General features: G+C 58.1%; 18 protein-coding genes. 6 read left to right on the forward strand and 12 right to left on the reverse strand.

The window, feature by feature from the left end; genetic code table 11:
- Window positions 1-19: 19 nt before the first annotated feature.
- From ABD815_RS09425 to pdeM, 6 genes are all read left to right on the forward strand, one after another.
- Complete coding sequence (locus ABD815_RS09425) at window positions 20-331, forward strand: chorismate mutase (RefSeq protein ID WP_344846640.1); 312 nt, start codon at window positions 20-22, stop codon at window positions 329-331.
- Entirely contained in the window at window positions 328-1,230 is a 903-nt protein-coding gene (gene folD / locus ABD815_RS09430) for a bifunctional methylenetetrahydrofolate dehydrogenase/methenyltetrahydrofolate cyclohydrolase FolD (protein ID WP_344846641.1), read from the forward strand. Before ABD815_RS09425 ends, folD begins: the two co-directional genes overlap by 4 nt.
- Before the next feature lie 134 nt (window positions 1,231-1,364).
- Window positions 1,365-2,690, forward strand: coding sequence for a P-loop NTPase family protein (locus ABD815_RS09435; protein WP_344846643.1), 1,326 nt, complete (start codon window positions 1,365-1,367; stop codon window positions 2,688-2,690).
- A gap of 58 nt (window positions 2,691-2,748) precedes the next feature.
- Window positions 2,749-3,564: an NAD(P)-dependent oxidoreductase gene (locus ABD815_RS09440; protein WP_344846645.1), complete on the forward strand. Its 816-nt coding sequence runs from the start codon at window positions 2,749-2,751 to the stop codon at window positions 3,562-3,564.
- Between the two features lie 80 nt (window positions 3,565-3,644).
- Window positions 3,645-6,047, forward strand: a complete 2,403-nt coding sequence (locus tag ABD815_RS09445; RefSeq protein WP_344846647.1) for a ligase-associated DNA damage response DEXH box helicase — start codon at window positions 3,645-3,647, stop codon at window positions 6,045-6,047.
- Window positions 6,044-6,703 (forward strand): ligase-associated DNA damage response endonuclease PdeM, encoded by a 660-nt coding sequence (gene pdeM / locus ABD815_RS09450; protein WP_344846649.1) that lies wholly within the window; start codon window positions 6,044-6,046, stop codon window positions 6,701-6,703. The genes ABD815_RS09445 and pdeM overlap by 4 nt, the downstream gene beginning before the upstream one ends.
- Here pdeM and ABD815_RS09455 read toward each other — a convergent pair.
- The 12 genes from ABD815_RS09455 to ABD815_RS09510 form a co-directional block, all read right to left on the reverse strand.
- The gene (locus tag ABD815_RS09455) at window positions 6,700-7,194 is read right to left on the reverse strand and encodes an A24 family peptidase (protein WP_344846650.1); all 495 of its coding nucleotides are present in this window, start codon (window positions 7,192-7,194) and stop codon (window positions 6,700-6,702) included. The genes pdeM and ABD815_RS09455 overlap by 4 nt on opposite strands.
- Window positions 7,194-8,048, reverse strand: a complete 855-nt coding sequence (locus ABD815_RS09460; protein WP_344846651.1) for a tetratricopeptide repeat protein — start codon at window positions 8,046-8,048, stop codon at window positions 7,194-7,196. Before ABD815_RS09460 ends, ABD815_RS09455 begins: the two co-directional genes overlap by 1 nt.
- 104 nt (window positions 8,049-8,152) lie before the next feature.
- Entirely contained in the window at window positions 8,153-8,734 is a 582-nt protein-coding gene (locus ABD815_RS09465; protein ID WP_344846652.1) for a tetratricopeptide repeat protein, read from the reverse strand.
- 40 nt (window positions 8,735-8,774) lie between these two features.
- Window positions 8,775-9,755 carry a type II secretion system F family protein gene (locus ABD815_RS09470; protein ID WP_344846654.1) on the reverse strand — a complete coding sequence of 327 codons (981 nt, stop codon included), beginning with the start codon at window positions 9,753-9,755 and terminating at the stop codon, window positions 8,775-8,777.
- Window positions 9,756-9,773: 18 nt separating this feature from the next.
- Window positions 9,774-10,742, reverse strand: a complete 969-nt coding sequence (locus tag ABD815_RS09475) for a type II secretion system F family protein (RefSeq protein WP_344846656.1) — start codon at window positions 10,740-10,742, stop codon at window positions 9,774-9,776.
- 18 nt (window positions 10,743-10,760) lie between these two features.
- Window positions 10,761-12,224: a TadA family conjugal transfer-associated ATPase gene (locus tag ABD815_RS09480; RefSeq protein WP_344846658.1), complete on the reverse strand. Its 1,464-nt coding sequence runs from the start codon at window positions 12,222-12,224 to the stop codon at window positions 10,761-10,763.
- A gap of 26 nt (window positions 12,225-12,250) precedes the next feature.
- Window positions 12,251-13,498 carry a CpaE/TadZ family protein gene (locus ABD815_RS09485; RefSeq protein WP_344846660.1) on the reverse strand — a complete coding sequence of 416 codons (1,248 nt, stop codon included), beginning with the start codon at window positions 13,496-13,498 and terminating at the stop codon, window positions 12,251-12,253.
- A 274-nt stretch (window positions 13,499-13,772) separates the two neighbouring features.
- Window positions 13,773-14,429, reverse strand: coding sequence for an OmpA family protein (locus ABD815_RS09490; protein ID WP_344846662.1), 657 nt, complete (start codon window positions 14,427-14,429; stop codon window positions 13,773-13,775).
- Window positions 14,430-14,440: 11 nt separating this feature from the next.
- Entirely contained in the window at window positions 14,441-15,844 is a 1,404-nt protein-coding gene (locus tag ABD815_RS09495) for a type II and III secretion system protein family protein (RefSeq protein ID WP_344846664.1), read from the reverse strand.
- 239 nt (window positions 15,845-16,083) lie between these two features.
- On the reverse strand, window positions 16,084-16,929 hold the full coding sequence (gene cpaB / locus ABD815_RS09500; protein ID WP_344846666.1) for a Flp pilus assembly protein CpaB: 846 nt from the start codon (window positions 16,927-16,929) through the stop codon (window positions 16,084-16,086).
- Window positions 16,930-17,215: 286 nt separating this feature from the next.
- Complete coding sequence (locus ABD815_RS09505; RefSeq protein WP_344846668.1) at window positions 17,216-17,422, reverse strand: Flp family type IVb pilin; 207 nt, start codon at window positions 17,420-17,422, stop codon at window positions 17,216-17,218.
- A 25-nt stretch (window positions 17,423-17,447) separates the two neighbouring features.
- Complete coding sequence (locus tag ABD815_RS09510; RefSeq protein ID WP_344846670.1) at window positions 17,448-17,681, reverse strand: hypothetical protein; 234 nt, start codon at window positions 17,679-17,681, stop codon at window positions 17,448-17,450.
- Window positions 17,682-18,125: the final 444 nt, after the last annotated feature.

Below are 18,125 nucleotides of genomic sequence, written 5' to 3' on the forward strand. Positions count from 1 at the left end.
TGCTAAAGGCTGGCTCGACATGACTTATATCGCACCCGAAGATATTCCTGACATGGCCGCTCTGCGTGCGCAGATTGACAGGCTTGATGGTGAAATTCTCGAACGGCTGGCCTTTCGTCAGGCGCATGTTGATCGCGCTGCGCAGTTGAAAACCGGGACCGGTATAAAAGCCAACGTGCCCGCCCGTGTGGACGAGGTCCTCGCCAAAGTGCATGCGAAAGCACAGGCCGCGGGGTTCGACGCGGATCTCGCAGTCGACATGTGGCGGTTGATGATTGATGCCATGATTGCGCGAGAAGAACGGGCCATGAATGAAGGAGACGCACCATGAGTGCCAAGTTGATCGATGGAAAAGCCTTTGCCGCAACCGTGCGCGAAAAGGTTGCCGCCCATGTCGCCCGTTTGAAAGAGGTCCATGGTGTCACTCCCGGTCTCGCGGTTGTGCTCGTCGGGGACGATCCCGCCTCCGAGGTCTACGTGCGCTCCAAGGGCAAGTTGACCGTTGACGTCGGTATGAACTCCTACGAACACAAACTGCCCGTCGACACACCGGAGGCCGATCTGCTCGCCCTCATTGACCGGTTGAACGAGGACCGCGATGTGCACGGCATCCTCGTACAACTGCCGCTCCCTGACCACCTCGACGAGAGCCTTGTGATCAATGCCATTGATCCGGCCAAAGACGTCGATGGATTTCATATTTCCAATGTCGGTCTCTTGGCGACGGGGCAGGAGTCCATGGTGCCCTGCACCCCGCTCGGGTGTTTGATGATGCTGCGCGACCACCACGGGAGCCTGTCGGGTCTCGACGCAGTGGTGATCGGGCGCTCCAATATTGTTGGCAAACCGATGGCCCAACTACTGCTTGGCGATAGCTGCACGGTGACCATCGCCCATTCGCGTACCAAAAACCTCCCCGATGTCGTGCGTCGCGCCGACATCGTGGTCGCTGCGGTAGGTCGGGCCAATTTCGTTCCCGGTGACTGGATCAAACCAGGGGCCACAGTGATCGATGTGGGTATCAACCGCATCGCCGCCCCCGAAAAAGGCGAAGGCAAATCGCGCCTTGTGGGGGACGTCGACTTTGGGTCCGCCAGCTTGGTCGCCGGAGCCATTACGCCCGTTCCCGGCGGTGTTGGACCGATGACCATTGCCTGCCTGTTGGCCAACACGGTCACCGCCTGTTGTCGTGCGCATGGTCTGGCCGAACCCAAGGGTCTAACAGCGTAGTCAATACGGCGGCGCGCCACACAGACGCGCGCCAATCGCCCAAATGACGCCGCATTCGTTCTATAAACGCAACAATAAGTGGGTGTGTTTTCTCACCCGATCCCTAGTTGCGAAGCAGGAACGAGAGACCCGACATGAACATGGAAGTCGCACCCAGCGCCGCTACCGGCGTCGTCGCGCCACCAATGCCCCGCCGCCTTGAAGACACCGGCCTCGGCATGGTGATGATGCGCGACATTCTCCTAAAAACCATGTTCCGCACCAACGCCGAACAGGTCACGCGCCTCGCAGTCATTCTGGCGCTACCGGTGTCGATCACGCAGGAACTTGTTGATCATGCGCGCGAAAACAACCTGCTCGAGGCGACCGGCACCCTGCACGCCGGCGCGGGCTCCGAAATGGGGTTCCGTTTGTCCGACGCGGGCAAGGCACGCGCGCTCGATGCGCTGTCACAGTCCGAATACTATGGCGCCATGCCGATCCCTCTCGAACGCTATGCAGAGCAAGTGAAACGCCAATCTGTGCGCAACATGTCGATAACGCGCGAACAATTGCTCGGCGCGATGGGGCACCTAATCCTGCCCCCCAATCTCATTAACCAATTGGGCCCCGCAGTTGGGGCGGGCCGGTCCATCCTGATGTATGGCCCTCCGGGCAACGGTAAGTCGTCGATTTCCAACGGCGTGCGCGATGCCATCGGCGATCTGATCTATGTGCCCCGCGCCATCGAATACAACTCGCAGGTCATCACGGTCTACGATCCGCTCATGCATGTGAAACGCGAAGAAGTGGAGAGCGATGCCTCCTCGCTACGTGTCACCTCGAACCGGTTCGACCGTCGCTATGTGCGCTGTGAGCGGCCTTCGGTGGTGACGGGGGGTGAATTGTCGCTCGACATGCTCGATCTGGTCTACAATCCGACCGCGCGGACCTATCAGGCCCCGCTGCAACTAAAATCGACCGGTGGCATTTTCATCGTCGACGACCTTGGTCGCCAAGAGGAGCCACCCCAGAAACTGGTCAACCGTTGGATTGTCCCGCTCGAAGAGAGCAAAGATATCCTCGCGTTGCAGTCGGGTGAAAAGTTCGAAGTGCCGTTTGATACGCTCGTGATCTTTTCCACCAACTTCCACCCCAACAAGATCTTCGATACCGCCGCTCTGCGCCGGATTTTCTACAAGATCGTCATTGATGGCCCCGATCAGGCAGGCTTCCTCAAAATCTTTGCCATGGTCGCGCGCAAAAAGAAGATGCCCCTCAATGAAGAAGCGCTCGTTTACCTGCTGAAAACGAAATACCCGACCATCGACAACGTCTATGCGAACTATCAGCCCGTGTTCCTGATCGACCAGATGATTGCGATCTGCGAATTCGAAGGGATCCCCTATCAGATGACGCCTGAATTGATTGATCGCGCATGGGCAAACATGTTCGTTGAAGAAAGCGAATTCGCGCACTAGCGCCTCTTTCTTTTCTCTCGTGATCCGGCCATCCTCCCCGCCTAAGGGGAGGATCACAATGTCAAACACGGGTACAAAAATCGGCTTCGCTGGCGTCGGTCGTATGGGCCACGGCATGCTCGCCAACTTGCGCAAATCGGGAATTTTGGCCACGGGGTTCGATATCCGGCCTCCGTCCGATTTCCCGGACCTGCCTGTGACGGATGACGCGGATGCATTCGCCGCCGATTTGGTCGAATTGCATAGCGTGGTGCGCGATGCTGGCGAAACAGATGAGGTTCTGTTTGGGAGACAAGGTTTTGTGTCCCGTGCGCCAAACCTCAAAACCATTGTTATTCATTCCACGCTATCCCCCGACTACGTGCGCGGACTACGCGCGCGTGTCCCGTCCCATATCGATCTCGTCGATGCGCCCATGTCGGGTGCAGAAGTCGGCGCGATTGAAGCAACGCTCGCCTTCATGATTGGTGGAAAGGACGAAACCGTGACGCGACTGATGCCGCAATTCACCGCGATGGGAAAAAACATTCACCATATGGGCGAGTTTGGCATGGGCATGCAGGCAAAGGTGCTCAACAATCTCCTTTGTGCATCGCACACCGCCATGTCGCGCCTCGTGCTTGACTGGGCCGACCAGTCGGGACTGGACCGCGCCAAATTGCTCGCGCTTATCGAAACGGCGACGGGGCAGAATTGGTTCACCTCGCGTTTCGAGCAGATCGAGTTTGCCCGCCACGGCTTTGAACCCGACAACACTATCGGCATTCTGGTTAAAGACGTCTCCTGCGCGCTGGATGCGGCACCTGACGGCGCGGACACGTCCCTGCCAGAGGTGGTGCGTGCGACGATGCGGGGGCTGACACCGATAACCTGACGGCCGCGCGAGCGCAGGCATCAAGTCGGCAATCTATTTTCGCTCTTTGTTCTCCCTCGCGCGACCGTTAGATTGCCGCCATGAGCGCGCTCCCACAAATCTTTGACGATTGGTTTGCCTCCCGCGGCTGGACCCTGCATCCGCATCAGGAGGAGATGTATTCGGGTCGTGAAAATGCGGCACAGCTATTGGTCGCGCCGACGGGCGGGGGCAAAACATTGGCCGGTTTTCTGCCGACTTTGGCCGAATTGGCGGATGGAACACACCGGGGCCTGCACACGCTCTACATCTCCCCGCTCAAGGCATTGGCGGCAGATATCAAACGCAACCTGATGACGCCTATCGTCGACATGGCGCTGCCGATCCGTGTCGAGGACCGCACGGGCGACACCTCCGCACATGCGAAACGACGCCAACGCGCCGACCCGCCGCACATCCTTTTGACCACGCCTGAAAGCCTCGCTCTGATGGTCAGCTACCCGGATTCGGATCGCATTTTCAAAGGTCTGAGCCGCGTTATTGTGGACGAAATCCACGCCCTGTCGGAAAGCAAGCGTGGCGATCAACTGATGCTTGCCCTGTCGCGCTTACAGGCGCTGTGTCCCGGACTACGCCGTGTCGGCCTGTCGGCTACCGTCGAGGATGTGCCAGCCATGGGTCGCTACCTCGCCGCCCATCCCGCCAGCCCACAGATCATCCACGCCGACCCCGGCCCCGCGCCCGATATCGCAATGCTGCGGACGGCTGAATTGCCCCCCTGGTCGGGCGGGGGTGCCGCCTATGCAATTCCCGCGATCCTTGAGGAGGTCAAACGTCACCGCACGACCCTGATTTTTCACAACACCCGCGCGCAGGCCGAGATCTTTTTCCATAACCTGTGGCTGGCCAATGACGAGGCGCTGCCGATCGGTATCCACCACGGTTCCCTTTCACGCGAACAACGCGCGAAGGTGGAGATGGCAATGACCGAGGGCAGGCTGCGCGCCATTGTGTGCACGGGCTCTCTCGATCTAGGCATCGATTGGGGTGATGTGGACCTCGTTATTCAGGTGGGCGCCCCCAAAAACGTCAAACGCCTCGTGCAGCGGATCGGGCGGGCCAACCACCGCTACAATGCGCCGTCCAAGGCGCGTCTTGTGCCTGCCAACCGGTTTGAAGTCGTCGAATGTGTCGCCGCCCTCGATGCGATGCGGGCGGGGGAGTTGGACGGGGAGCGTCCTGATCGTGGCCCCCGTGATGTGCTGTGCCAACATATTCTGGTGCGCGCCTGTGTCGGGCCTTTCGAGGCACGTGATCTCTATGAAGAGGTTAGAACCGCCGGGCACTACGCGGACCTCACATGCGCGGAATTCGACAACTGTCTCGATTTCGTGGCGACGGGTGGCTACGCCCTGAGGGCCTATGACCAATGGCAGCGGCTCAAAGAAATCGCGCCGCAAACCTACCAACTGCGCGACCCCCGTGCCGCCACCCGAATTCGCATGAACCTCGGCACGATCATGGACACCGATACGCTAAAGGTCCGGCTGCGCGGGCGTCGGGGAGGAGCCCCGCTCGGCGAGGTGGAGGAGGGGTTCGCCGCCACACTTACGCCCGGTGATACCTTCCTCATTGGCGGTGAGGTTGTGCGCTACGAAGGTCTGCGCGAAATGACCGTGGAAGTGTCGAGAAACCCGACGAAAAAGCCCAAGGTCGCGACCTTCATGGGCACGAAATTTGCCACCTCGACCCAGCTGTCCCACCGCATTCTCGATATGTTCGAGGCACGTGATTTCGCGCGCCTCCCCGAGCATACCGCGGATTGGCTGCGCCTGCAGGCGCAGGTGTCCCAATTGCCTGTCCGCAATCGATTGTTGATCGAAAGCTTTCCCCACGACGGGCGTGAGCAACTATGTGTCTACGGGTTCGCAGGTCGCAATGCGATGCAGACTTTGGGACTTATGCTCACCAAACGGATGGAGGAAGAGGGGCTGGCGCCGATGGGGTTCGTCACCACGGATTATGCGCTGCTCATCTGGGGCCTTGATGCTGTCACGGACCCCGCGCCGCTCCTTGACCGCGCGGCCCTCATGGCGGGGTTTGATCGGTGGTTGGCGGGAAATGCGGTGATGAAACGGACATTCAAGACCTCAGCGACCATCGCGGGTCTGATTGAGCGCAACCTGCCCGGACTGCGCAAATCGGGGCGGCAGGCCACGATATCATCGGACCTGCTTTATGATGTGCTCACAAAACACGATCCCGATCACCTGATGCTCGACATCACGCGGGAGGAGGCGACCAAGGGTCTGGTCGATTTCGGGCGGATAGAAGAAATGCTGGATCGTGTCGAAGGAGTCGATTTTGTGCGTCTGGAACGTGTTACGCCGTTGGCGGCGCCACTGTTCCTCGAAGTTGGCCGTGTGCCAGTGCATGGCGAGGCTGAGGAACGCCTGTTAGCGTCTCAGGCGGCCGAGGCGCTGGTCGTGGCGGGGCTCACATGAACGGTTGCGCCATCACGGTTGCTGGCGCCAATCTCATGGCGCTGGGGTCGGGGGCCTTGTGGTGGCCGCAGGAACGCATTCTCACCGTCTCCGATCTGCATCTGGGGAAATCGGAACGCATTGCGCGGCGCGGCGGTGCGATGTTGCCGCCCTTCGACACCGAGGAAACGCTGCGCCGTCTGGAGGCGGAAATAGACGCTCTCGATCCCGATCAGGTGATTTGCCTCGGGGATAGCTTCGACGATCTCTTGGCCGCCGATGCAATCGCGCAGGAGGCGCGTCCGCGTCTGGCAATTCTACAGGCGGGGCGTGATTGGGTCTGGGTAGAGGGCAACCATGATCCGGGTCCGGTGGATTTCGGCGGCACGCATCTGCGCGAAGTGCACCACGGACCGCTTACGTTTCGCCATATTGCCGAACAGGCGACGGGCGAGGTTTCGGGGCATTATCACCCCAAAGCGCGCATTGTTCTGCGGGGGCGGCCCATTGTGAGGTCATGTTTTGTATTTGATGAACACCGCCTGATCCTGCCCGCCTTTGGCACCTACACGGGTGGCCTTTGGACGTCACACGCGGCGATTTCCGGACTGGTTGGGAAGGGCGCGCAGGTTGTTCTGACGGGCAAGGTGGCGACACGCCTGCCGATGCCGCGTTAGAACCCGAAGGCGACCCAGGCGAGGTAGTGGACAATTGTTCCAGCGAGCGCGAGCCCCATTGGAAACTTGCCGCTTTCCCAGCTGACCCAATCCGGTGTGGCCGAACGCACAGCGGGAATACGGCGCGCGATGCGATGGGCTGCAAAAGCACCGAGGAGATAGGCGGCAAAGATCACCAGAACCATGCGCGCGTCCGCGACGGGAATGAACATCGACATGGCGGCTGCAAATTTCCCGTCACCGGCACCGACGCCGAGGAACATGAAGGCGAACATGCCCACGAGATACATCACCGCGGCATGAACAAAGCCCCAGCCATATTGTTCAAGCGACAATACGAACGGACCGACGACGACGTAGACGAGCGCGAGGGCGATCACGATCACATTGGGAAGTTTCATCCGTTTGAGATCGTTGAACGCCGCCACAAAGGACAGGATTGCGACGGGAACGAGGAACCACATCGCGGCCGTGGCAGAGAGCGCTGGCATCAGTTCGTCACATTCGCCTCAAGGGCCGCAAGCGTGCGCGCGGCGGCATCAAAATGCTGCGGGTGGGTGTCAACGGCTTCACGGATGAGCCCTTTGCCGAGTGTCACATCACCGGATTTCACGGCAGACAGACCGAGCGTGTAGAGCAATTGCGCGCGTTCGATCTGCGTCATCTGCATGACCGGCAGATCGTATTTCCCCTGTGCACCGCGCGCCAGAACGAGGTTGTTCTTGGCGGTGAATAGTTTGGGATCATAGGTGATCGCACGGGTGAACAGCTTTTCGGCCTCCGAGAACTGGCCGCGGGTCATCTTGGAATAACCCCAGTTGTTCAGCACGCCAGAAGGTTTGGTGGTCAGACCTGCCGCCGTTTCATAGAAACTGTCGGCGTTCTTCCACTCTTCGTTGCTGTCCGCGATCATCGCCTCAAGACGGTATCGTTTGTAGGTCTCATGGGTCGGTGGCACGCTATCGAGTTGCTTTTCAGCGCCATCCCAATCGCCAAGGCGAATGAGCGTATCGGCAAAATCGACGCGATCTTCGTTGGTGCCTTCCTCGGAGCTCACAATCTTGCCCCAGGCTTTGGAAGAGGCGTTGTAATCGCCTGCGCGCACTTGGGCCTTGGCCAACCCGCGCCAAAGGTCGATGCGGTCGGGTTCCTGCGCAACGGCGCGCGAGAAATAGCTAACCGCTTCTTTGGGGTCCGTCGCGTTCAACATAATGTCGTTGAGGCCGCTGCCGTCGATCACATTGACGGACGTATCAGCACGCCGAACGTCACCGTTGGCGTCGCCACAGCCCGAAAGGGCTAAAGCACTCGCAGCCGCGAGTGCGAAGAAAATCGGATTACGCATGGTGCCTGCCACCTCATGTCACTGCTCTCCCCCGACCGGTCCCTGTCTCCGCTTGTCCGTTTTCCGGATCTGGGGCGGGTGGGGTTTTCCCCAAGGTTTGCCGATCAGCGCGCGAGGATCAGATAGTCGCCTGTTCCGCGGCGCACGAGGGTGAAATTGCTCTCGTAATCACCACCATACGTTGGATTTTCCAGTTTTGCGAGTGCCAAGCGAAGATTGTCCCGGATTTCGGCAGATTCGCCACTATCGAGCGCGAAGGCAGTTCGAAAAACGCGCTCTGCTTCGCCGTATTCGCCGGTTTCCATGAGCACGACACCGAGGTTGTTCCACGCGGGCACAAAGCCGTCGTCCTCCTTGATTGCGCGACGCAGCAGTGTTTCGGCCTGTCCCAACCGTCCGAGTTTGAGGTTGGCGGACCCGATTGCCGATAGCGTGTCGACAGTCATGCCGCGTTCGGCGGCGGCGCGGTAATAGGCCTTAAGCGCGACTTCGTATTCGCCGGCCGCCATGAGACGGTGTCCGACAATGAGACCGTCCACGGATTGCCCGTTTTGCGCGACGCCGGCGGGCGCGAACGGGCCGCCGTCAACGGGGCGCAGGCCGCCGGAATTGCAGGCGGACAGGAGGGTGAAAAGAAGCGCGGCGAGGGATAGCCCCACGCCGCGCGGAAAACTCGAACTGCTCATCGGGCCTCTCACGCGTGTCGCGCGCTGCCCGTTTCCCCGACTACGAGCGCGAGGAGAGCAGCGTGACGATGTCATATACCGACGGACCGATCAGAATGATCAAGAGCGGCGGCACGGTTAGCATCATTGTGGCGAGTGTCATCTTGGTAGGCAACTTGTTTGCGGCCTCTTCGGCGCGCATCACGCGCTTGTCACGCATCTCGCTGGCATAGATCCGCAAAGCATCGGCAATCGAAGTACCAAACTGCTGCGATTGGATCAAAACGGTGACGAAGGACGCGACGTCTGCAACCCCGCAACGTTCCGCCATGTCTTTGAGGACCACGCTTTTGTCTTTACCGGCCTTGATCTCATAGGAGATGATTTCGAACTCATCTGCGAGAGCCGGAAAACCAGCACGGATTTCTTTTGATACGCGGACAATGGATTGGTCGAGCGACTGACCCGCCTCAACACAGACAAGCATCAGATCGAGCGAGTCGGGAAACCCGTTCGTGATCTCTTCCTTGCGGGCTTCTACCCTGCGCGTGACCCAGTATTTGGGGAACATGTAGCCGATCACGCCGGGCAAGAGCACCGTGATGATCATTTTCTGCGTGCCGACTTCCTGGCTGGCGCTTTGAACGATGACCATCACGAGACCGGCCAGCAACAGCCCGATACCCAAGGCAAATTGCGAGAAGTGATAGACACGCACTGCGTTTTTGGTGCGGTAGCCGGCCTGAATCATCCGCAATTGGGCAGCCGAATACTCGGCGGCGTCCTGCGGCTCCAGAAATCCTGCGTATTTTTCGAGTTTGTCTTTTTTGCCGGTGCCCTGACGCAGACGTGCCTGCTTGGCGGACATTTTCGGGGCATCGGTACGCGCGCCTTTGCCAATTTCCGCAAACCGGTCGCGCCTCTTGCGCAGCAAAACGGGAAGCGTGGCGAGGATCATCACCGCGCCCAATGTCCCCAGCACAATTACCGGGCCAAATGGGCCGAGCGCATCGCCGAAGATGGAGAAAAACAGGTCCGTCATGTTCTTGGTCCTTTCGGCTTACACTTTGATGTTTACGAGGTTGCGCATCACGAAGATGTTCGTGACCAGAAAGCCGCCGACGGCCAGACATGCCGGAATGAAGGCCGCGGTATGTTTCACTTCGTCGTAATAGTCGGGTTTGAGCAGCGAGATCATCACCAGCGCGAGGATCGGGAAGGCCGACAGGAAGTTGCCGGACCATTTCGCCTCTGCCGTGATTGCTTTGACGCGGCGGAACAGGCGGAAGCGGGCGCGGATCACCTTTGCGAGGCCATCGAGCACCTCGGCCAGGTTACCACCCGACTGCTGCTGGATGGACACGGCGACCGCGAGGAAGCGCAAATCCTGCATGTCCAGACGTTCGGCCATGTCTTTGAGCGCTTCGCCTACGTCGCGGCCATAGGCACTTTCATCCGCGATAATGCCCATTTCGGTGCCCAAGGGATCGGGCACTTCTTTGGCGACAATGTTGAGCGCGTTGGAGAACGGATGGCCCACGCGCAGACTGCGCACCATCAACTCCACGGCGTCGGGCAATTGCTCTTCAATCAGGCCGAGGCGCTTCTTGGCAGTATTCTGGATCCACACGAACACCGCGCCAATGCCCATCCCGATCCCGATCAGGATGCGCAATGGCAGGCTCGCGCCGGTGCCGATCGTCAGGCCGACAAAGGCCACGATCGACAGGAAAACCATCAGGAGAACCAACTGAAACGGCGAAAACGCGATGTTCGCCTTCTGAGCTTTCTCCGCCAGAATGGAATAGAGCGGGATTTTGCGCGATTTGAGGTGTTGGCTCATCTCCTTGCGAAGCTGGTTGAGCACCTCTTCTCGGTCGCCCGATTTTTCGAGCAATTCGTAGCGGCGGTTTACGCGGCTGTTCAGCGAAATCGATTTGCCGAATACCGTGAGGTAGATACCCTGCACCAGCGCGAGAACCGCGACGAAGATGACGATGTAGATGATCGGTTCGATTGAGAGGATCATGTCAAACGGGTCCTTGGATTAGCGCGCTGCAGTAGGTTCGAAAAGCGAGGCGGGCAGGTCATAGCCCCACATCCGGAAACGCTCGGAGTAGTGCGAGCGCACGCCGGTGGCGGTGAAATGGCCGATGATTTTGTTGTCAGGCGTGAGGCCTGTGCGCTGGAACCGGAACACTTCCTGCATGGAAATCACATCGCCTTCCATGCCGGTGATTTCAGTGATCGATACCATCCGGCGCGAACCGTCCTGAAGGCGCGAGGCCTGCACGATCAGGTTCACAGCCGAAGAAATCTGCGAGCGCACGGCCTTTAGGGGCATTTCGATCCCGGCCATGGCGATCATGTTTTCCAGACGCGATACGCCGTCACGTGCGGAGTTGGCGTGGATTGTTGTCATCGATCCATCGTGGCCGGTGTTCATGGCCTGAAGCATGTCGATCACTTCCTCGCCGCGCGTTTCCCCGACGATGATACGGTCGGGACGCATCCGCAGCGCGTTTCGCAGACAGTCACGTTGTGTGACGGCGCCTTTGCCCTCGACGTTGGCGGGGCGGCTTTCCATTCGTCCCACGTGGGTCTGTTGGAGTTGAAGTTCCGCCGTATCCTCAATCGTCAGGATGCGTTCGTCGTTGTCGATGAATGATGACAGCGCGTTAAGCGTCGTCGTTTTACCAGAACCCGTACCACCGGACACGATGACATTGAGGCGGGTAGAAACCGCGGCCTGCAAATATGCGGCCATTTCTTCGGAAAACGCCCCGAAACGGACGAGATCGTCAATCGCGAGCTTTTCTTTTTTGAATTTACGAATGGAGACCAGAGACCCGTCCACGGCAATTGGCGGCACCATGGCGTTGAAACGCGAACCATCCGCGAGACGGGCGTCAACATAGGGGTTGGATTCATCGACACGACGACCCACCGCCGACACGATTTTGTCGATGATGCGTAGCAAATGCTTTTCGTCTTTGAACGTCACATGGCTCAGCATGAGCTTGCCGTCGCGCTCAACGAAAATCTGCTGCGGGCCGTTGACCAGAATATCGTTGACCGTGTCGTCTTTGAGCAGGGTTTCCAATGGACCCAACCCGCGCACTTCGTCGTAGAGGTCCTGATTGAGAGCAACACGTTCTTCGCGGTTGAGGACCACGCCCAACTCGGCGAGGCATTCCGAGGTAATGTCCGAAATCTCGGAGCGCAGTTCTTTTTCAGCGGCTGTTTCCAGCGCAGCGAGGTTGAGATCTTCAAGGAGACGTTTGTGCATCTCGACTTTGATGTCGCCGAGGCGTTCTTTGCGGCGGCGTTCTTTGTCTGCGGGAGCCACCTGTGCGGAGACCTGCTGTTCGCGGCGCATGGATTTTGCGACCTCAGGTTTGGGCGCGGAGGTGGCCGCAGGTGCCGCAGCGGGCGCAGGCGCAGTTTCGGGTTTAGCCTGCGTAACTGCTGCCGCCTTTGCCGTATCGGATTTTTTGTAACGCGAGAACATCTACGAACCCCCTAGGTCCTAACCGGTTATTCCGCCGCTTCGAGCTGTTCGCCCTGAAGCGCATGGATTTGAGTGGCAAGCTTCATGATTTCCTTGCGAAGCGGATTCTTGGTCGCCTCGACCGCCAGTGGTTGTCCCTGATCGCAGGCATCGCGGACCGGGCGGCCACCATCGGGCAATTGAACTTCAATTCCGATTTCAAGATTTTCCGCCATACGTTTGATGCGCGCTTTGGCCGACAGGTCCATGCCTTTGGGTGCGCGGTTGAGAATAAAACGGAACTTTTCGAAAGGTAGCTCCTCGGCGCGCATCGCAGAGCGCAGTCGCAGGATGTTTTGGGCGGAGCGAAGGTCCAATTCGAAGGGCGCAAAGAATATGTCTGCGGCGTTCAAAACAACCTCGGTCCATTGAACGAGTGTCGAAGGCATATCCACGATGACATAGTCAAACTGGGAGGCGGCCATTTCAAGAATACGTTCCACATCCGCACTGTCGATAAAGTCGAGCGGCAGGGGATCGGGCGGCGCGGTGAACACCGCCAACTTGTCATCAAAGCTTAGAAGGGCCTGTTTGAAGGCATCTTCATCCATCATGTCCGTTGCCGAAAGAAGTTCGTAGACCACTTCGCGGCGCGGCAGGTCGAGGTAGGTCGACACCGAGCCGTATTGGAGGTTGAAATCAATGATGAGCACCCGCGGTTGCGGGCCTTTTTTCTCAACATTGGCGAGTTCCCATGCCAGATTTACCGCGAAAGTCGTCGCGCCAGCGCCCCCAGCCACGGATTGAACCGGGAAAATGACGCCGTTCGCTTCGGGTTTTGAGCGCGACGCAGGCGTCTCCACAAAATCGACAGCGGCAACTTTTTGGGGTGCATCCAGACGGGCGATTGCATCCTTGAGAGCATTTTCGGGGATCGGGTAGGGGATGAAATCTTCTGCACCGAGCTGCAAAAGTTGGTGTAGCGCCATTGGCGACACATCATCCGCGATCAAAATCACTTTAACACTCTGTGTTTTCGCGGATTTTATGAGATCCGCGATGACAGCGAGCATGCCTTCGTCTTGGTGGTCGATCGCGACGGCCACGAATTTCAGGCCACCGCTCTCGGGTTGGCGAAAGAACTGGCGTGCGTCCTCGAAAGACAGATCACCCCAGGCTTCGCCCAGTTCTGCCTCCATATCTTCGATCAACAGATCAAAGTTCTGAACGTCTCGCGAAATGGTGCAAGCCACCAGTGGCGCGGGTTCATCGTGCAATGCAATTTCACTCGCCATTGCGGTTCGTCCTTTCGTTCGAACGCCACAGATACCGAATCCCCAAGTCCCCGTAAAAAGGTCTCACAAACATCGTCACCCCTGACGCACGTAGTCTGACCGAGCGCCAGACGTACTGCTCCTGTTGGGACTAAACTGGCCGTCAATGTGGGCAACAATAGGGCCGAAATCGCGTAATAATTCGCTCTCGTGAACCTATCGTTTCCAAATATGGCCAAAAAAAACGCCGCCTCGGGGTTCCGGGCGGCGTTTCTCGCTTGGAGTGTGGAAAAATCTACTCTTCGATGAGTGATTGCCCGAAATCGACGAGGTCGGAGGGAGCCGTCGCACTCGAAATGTATTCGCGGTGGATGATTTCCGCGTAGCGGCTGTCCATGACCAACGCGCTCTTGGAAACAAACCCGGACACTTCCGTAACGGTGCGCCGGTTCCGGCGTTCGCGTTCTTCGGTCACGATGAGAGGACGTTGTTCGCCGTAGGAAACCAACGCTTCGAGGCGCGAGCGCGAAATGCCATTGCGTGCGAGTTCTGCAACGACGGCCTCTGCGCGTCTTTTGCCGAGGCGTTTGTTCGCCGCGTCGGATCCAACGAGGTCGGTATGACCGTAGACGCGGAACCGGACTTCGGGGAACTGCGCCATGAAATGTGCCTGCTGGCGGACTGCGGCGCGCGCTGCCCCATCCAAGGTAGACGAATTGAACTCGAAGTTGACCGTTGTCGGAACAGCTGCGGCGAAACGTTCGTTCAAGTCGATCACATAGTTAATCGTGCCGTTTTGAACCAAGGTGTTGTTCATCGTCGCATTGCCAAATGAGCCGTCGTCGAGATATCCGCCCGCTTCATCGAAGAAAGCGTCACCAATTCCGGCATCCGAGCATGCGCCAAGCGCGAGAAGGGCCGATCCGGCAAGGCTCATTTTGAGGTGCTTCATGCGCATTCCACTTACTCCATCACGTAGCCATAGGAACCGGTGAAGTCTTGTTTTGCGACCTCTGCTGCCGCGCCGGTTTTTGGCCGCTGCGAGCCGCCATAGGTTTTGCCAAAGAGGAACAATTCGCTCTCGGTCGGGATTTTCACCCGATCGGTCGGCAGAGACAGTGCCAAACCATTGACCGGTGACACAAGATGCGGCGTCACAATAATGACGAGTTCGGATTGCTGGCGGCTATAGTCGGCAGACCGGAACAGGGCACCCAGAACCGGAATGTCGCCGAGCCATGGAACCTGACCTGCGAGATCCTGAAAGTCATCCTGTAGCAGGCCGGCAATCGCAAAGCTCTCGCCATCGCGCATTTCCACGGTAGTGGATGTTTCGCGACGTTTGAAAGAGTTGAGCGAGAAACCATCGACGGCATAGTTGACCGTCGTATCCACACCGGAGACCGCCGCTTTGAGTTCGAGGTTGATCTGGTCGCCCTGAACAACGCGCGGGACAAACTCGAGCTCGACACCGAACGGTTTGTATTCGATTTTAACGCCGCTATTGGAGACAACGGGGATCGGATATTCGCCACCTGCGAGGAACTTCGCCTGCTGACCGGACAGGGCGGTCAGGTTCGGTTCGGCCAATGTGCGAACGACGCCTTTCTGCTCCATAGCTTCGAGAAGAATGCCAAGTTCGACGCCGCCAATGGAGCCGCCGAATTTGATCGCACCGAGAGCATCGTCTCGGGTTTCAAGCGAACCAGTCACACCGTTGTTGCCAGACAGGAACGTGCCGGTTTCGGCGCCTGTAAAGTTCTCTGCGCTATTGATAAAGCCGACCGAGGACGACAGGTTTTTGGACACCGACCGAGACATCTCGGCAAAGCGCACCTTCAACATGACCTGTTGCGTGCCGCCAATATTGAGCAGGTTCGATACCCGACCAGGCGCGTAGCGCGAGGCGAGTTCTACCGCGCGTTCCATAATTGTGATCGACGACACCACACCCGAAAGAACGATCCCGTCGTTGGCGGTGCGCACTTCGATCGGTTCGCTGGGCATGATCTGCCGCAGACGCTCTTTGAATTCTGTGATGTCCGGGGTGACCTGAATCTGGACGTTGGTGATCAGCGACCCGTCCGGCGCCAGAAGCGTCATGGTGGTAAGGCCCGGTGTCCGGCCCAGTACATAGATAGAGCGGTCGGAAAGTGTCGAGATGTCTGCAATCTCTGCGTTCGCGACCGAAATCTCTGCAAACGGTTCGTCGCTTTCGACGACCACCGCGCGGTTCATGGGAACATTTAGCACGCCGGAGGGGGACCCCGTCATAACGCGCAGCTTTTCGGCCTGAGCCCCGTGAGGGACTGCGCCGACAACAGCGAACCCGACGAGGGCTGCCTTGACGAAATTCAACATTTTCATGTGATCCTGCCTCTATGATCACGCCTCGGGAAAGGGATCTAGCGTCCCAATTGCCCTTACCATGCGTGAAACCGACTTTTTTTGCAAGAATCAATCCGTTGGGTGGCTTTGGTGATGTGGAGAAGCCACAAAACAGTGCGCTGAAACCGGAGAGTATTAACACCAAGTCATTGAAAAAAGGCGGCAGTTTCGAACTGCCGCCTTTTTCGTCAACTTGGCTGATCCCGACCTAAGGTCGGTTATTCAGGGCATGGGATCCGCGTTTCGAGCAGGTCAGATCCTTTGCGGGTCCGTACGGTGCAGACTTTTTCTTTTGGTGCTTCGGCAACCTGTTTGACCTCTTCGATGCCGAGCAATCCACGTTGGTCGATTTCCACATCGGCGGTAATCGTGTCATCGTTTCTGCCCACCAGTGAGAGCGAAAGTCGACCGGTTGATTGTGCTTGGGCGAGGGCCGCGACCTGCTGTGGCGACACCTCAACGGTAACTGTGCGCGCGACTGTCGGTGTCTGACGTTCGCCGTCGGCCATCTGGTCAATTGCCACAAGTTCCACAGAAGACTGGATCAACTTTGTTACGTCCGAGCGGCTTCCGGGTAGGCTGCCGGTCCAATAGACGTCAACTTTGTCGCCTGGACGCAGGAAGCCGGACACACCGGTAGACACATCAACGCGGATCGCAAAGGCGCGCATGCCCTTGGAGAGGCGCGCGGCAACGCCGGCATCTTCGCCCGGGCGTGTCACTTTGACGGTCATAAGGGGTTCGAGCGCTTCAATGGTGCGAAGTGCGATGCGCGGCACGTTTGTGCCTTCCGGGAAGAGGTCTTTTTCAGTCTTGAACGCGCCCTTTGGCACCGAATTCGCCGGCCACTGGATCAGTTTGACCACATCGGACGTCACGCGGTCGCCATAGCGAAGCTGCTGCGTCACGACATAGATGTCTTCTGTCTTGATGATCAGGGATTGCTTGGCCCGCTCTTCCGCGAGTTGTGCCTGATAGGTAGACATATAGCCCTTGGTCATTTTGACGGCAAAGCCCGCCATCACCATGCCAACGATTAGTACCAATCCAAAAACAATGCGCATTCGTGTCGTCCTTCTTCTGTCGACCTGCATGAGAATACGCACGTCGAGCTTTGTTCGAGGAATGACAGCGAAATTCGGCAATTTGGTGGTCGCGGCGCGGCAGACCCGTGAATTTTTTCGGAATTCGAGACAGTCCGGGGTTCCATCGATGTTTGTGACACAACGCGATGACGGGGTGGTGGCGGGGCACTCGGGCAGGGCCCGCGGGCAACAAAAAACCGCGCCCCGGTGACGGAGCGCGGAAAATTCGTAAGAGTGGCGTGTGTCACTCGGCCGGGGTCTCTGTTTATTCCGCGGGCTCCGGTACGGAGTAAACCCCTCGGGTAGTCAGTTCTTCCGACATATTATCGCCAAGCGTTCTTGCCCCTCCGGAGATGGTAGCCAGAACAACGACAGCAAAACCGACGAACGTCGCGGTCAGGACAACCCAGTCGACAGTTACAGCGCCATCTTCGTCGCGACCAAAGCGCCTGGCGAGCTTGAGCTTATTCATGTCAAGCTCCCCAGGTTAACTTTGATTATTCGGGAGCTTCTTCACCACCACCAGTTGCGCCGGCGCCAGGAGTTGCGGACACTTCGACTTCTTCCAGAGCAGTCGCGATGTTGTCGCCGAGAGTCTGTGTGCCGCCCTGAACGGAAGCAAGAACAGCAACGCCGAGGCCTACAACAGCAGCGGTCAGAACGACCCAGTCAACAGTCACAGCACCGTCTTCAGCGCGGGCGAATTTGTTAGCGAGTTTGAAAAGTTTCATAGTAGTTCCCTCCGAGGGTTTGATAAGAATTTGGTTTCCACGTCTTAGGCGTTTCGGCTGGCGGCGTTTCCCTTGCCGCGCTGTGCCTTGCGCTTTCGATGGCCCTATATGGCCCTCCAAGTGGGGCAAGAGTTTGGCGGCATTGGTACGTTTTTGGACTGGTTAAAATTTTAGGGGTTCGTGACCGTAAGTTACTGAAATCACGTGATATAAAAATTTAACCAATATGTCTGGAATGACTTTTTCGCGCGAATCGTCCACCGAAAGCGGTTTGGATTATTTCCAAATTGTGCCAAATCACTGGCTCAACCGCGCGATTTTTGCCAAAGTGGCCGAAATAACGGTGAGGTCGGGCAGGCACTCCCATGAAAGACGATGTAGCAAAGCTGACAAACGGTCGGATCATCACTGTTGTGATCCTTTTGGGTTGTCTCGGGTTCGCAA

This window comes from Celeribacter arenosi, assembly GCF_039539485.1.
Taxonomy (GTDB): Bacteria; Pseudomonadota; Alphaproteobacteria; order Rhodobacterales; family Rhodobacteraceae; genus Celeribacter; species Celeribacter arenosi.

What these genes read in the sequence shown, in the direction of transcription:
- ABD815_RS09505 (WP_344846668.1), bottom strand. Translation starts at nt 17,422, where the DNA reads ATGAATAAGCTCAAGCTCGCCAGGCGCTTTGGTCGCGACGAAGATGGC.
- cpaB (WP_344846666.1), bottom strand. Translation starts at nt 16,929, where the DNA reads ATGCGCATTGTTTTTGGATTGGTACTAATCGTTGGCATGGTGATGGCG.
- folD (WP_344846641.1), top strand. Translation starts at nt 328, where the DNA reads ATGAGTGCCAAGTTGATCGATGGAAAAGCCTTTGCCGCAACCGTGCGC.
- ABD815_RS09425 (WP_344846640.1), top strand. Translation starts at nt 20, where the DNA reads ATGACTTATATCGCACCCGAAGATATTCCTGACATGGCCGCTCTGCGT.
- pdeM (WP_344846649.1), top strand. Translation starts at nt 6,044, where the DNA reads ATGAACGGTTGCGCCATCACGGTTGCTGGCGCCAATCTCATGGCGCTG.
- ABD815_RS09510 (WP_344846670.1), bottom strand. Translation starts at nt 17,681, where the DNA reads ATGAAACTTTTCAAACTCGCTAACAAATTCGCCCGCGCTGAAGACGGT.
- ABD815_RS09460 (WP_344846651.1), bottom strand. Translation starts at nt 8,048, where the DNA reads ATGCGTAATCCGATTTTCTTCGCACTCGCGGCTGCGAGTGCTTTAGCC.
- ABD815_RS09470 (WP_344846654.1), bottom strand. Translation starts at nt 9,755, where the DNA reads ATGACGGACCTGTTTTTCTCCATCTTCGGCGATGCGCTCGGCCCATTT.
- ABD815_RS09495 (WP_344846664.1), bottom strand. Translation starts at nt 15,844, where the DNA reads ATGAAAATGTTGAATTTCGTCAAGGCAGCCCTCGTCGGGTTCGCTGTT.
- ABD815_RS09485 (WP_344846660.1), bottom strand. Translation starts at nt 13,498, where the DNA reads ATGGCGAGTGAAATTGCATTGCACGATGAACCCGCGCCACTGGTGGCT.
- ABD815_RS09445 (WP_344846647.1), top strand. Translation starts at nt 3,645, where the DNA reads ATGAGCGCGCTCCCACAAATCTTTGACGATTGGTTTGCCTCCCGCGGC.
- ABD815_RS09480 (WP_344846658.1), bottom strand. Translation starts at nt 12,224, where the DNA reads ATGTTCTCGCGTTACAAAAAATCCGATACGGCAAAGGCGGCAGCAGTT.
- ABD815_RS09465 (WP_344846652.1), bottom strand. Translation starts at nt 8,734, where the DNA reads ATGAGCAGTTCGAGTTTTCCGCGCGGCGTGGGGCTATCCCTCGCCGCG.
- ABD815_RS09440 (WP_344846645.1), top strand. Translation starts at nt 2,749, where the DNA reads ATGTCAAACACGGGTACAAAAATCGGCTTCGCTGGCGTCGGTCGTATG.
- ABD815_RS09435 (WP_344846643.1), top strand. Translation starts at nt 1,365, where the DNA reads ATGAACATGGAAGTCGCACCCAGCGCCGCTACCGGCGTCGTCGCGCCA.
- ABD815_RS09455 (WP_344846650.1), bottom strand. Translation starts at nt 7,194, where the DNA reads ATGCCAGCGCTCTCTGCCACGGCCGCGATGTGGTTCCTCGTTCCCGTC.
- ABD815_RS09475 (WP_344846656.1), bottom strand. Translation starts at nt 10,742, where the DNA reads ATGATCCTCTCAATCGAACCGATCATCTACATCGTCATCTTCGTCGCG.
- ABD815_RS09490 (WP_344846662.1), bottom strand. Translation starts at nt 14,429, where the DNA reads ATGAAGCACCTCAAAATGAGCCTTGCCGGATCGGCCCTTCTCGCGCTT.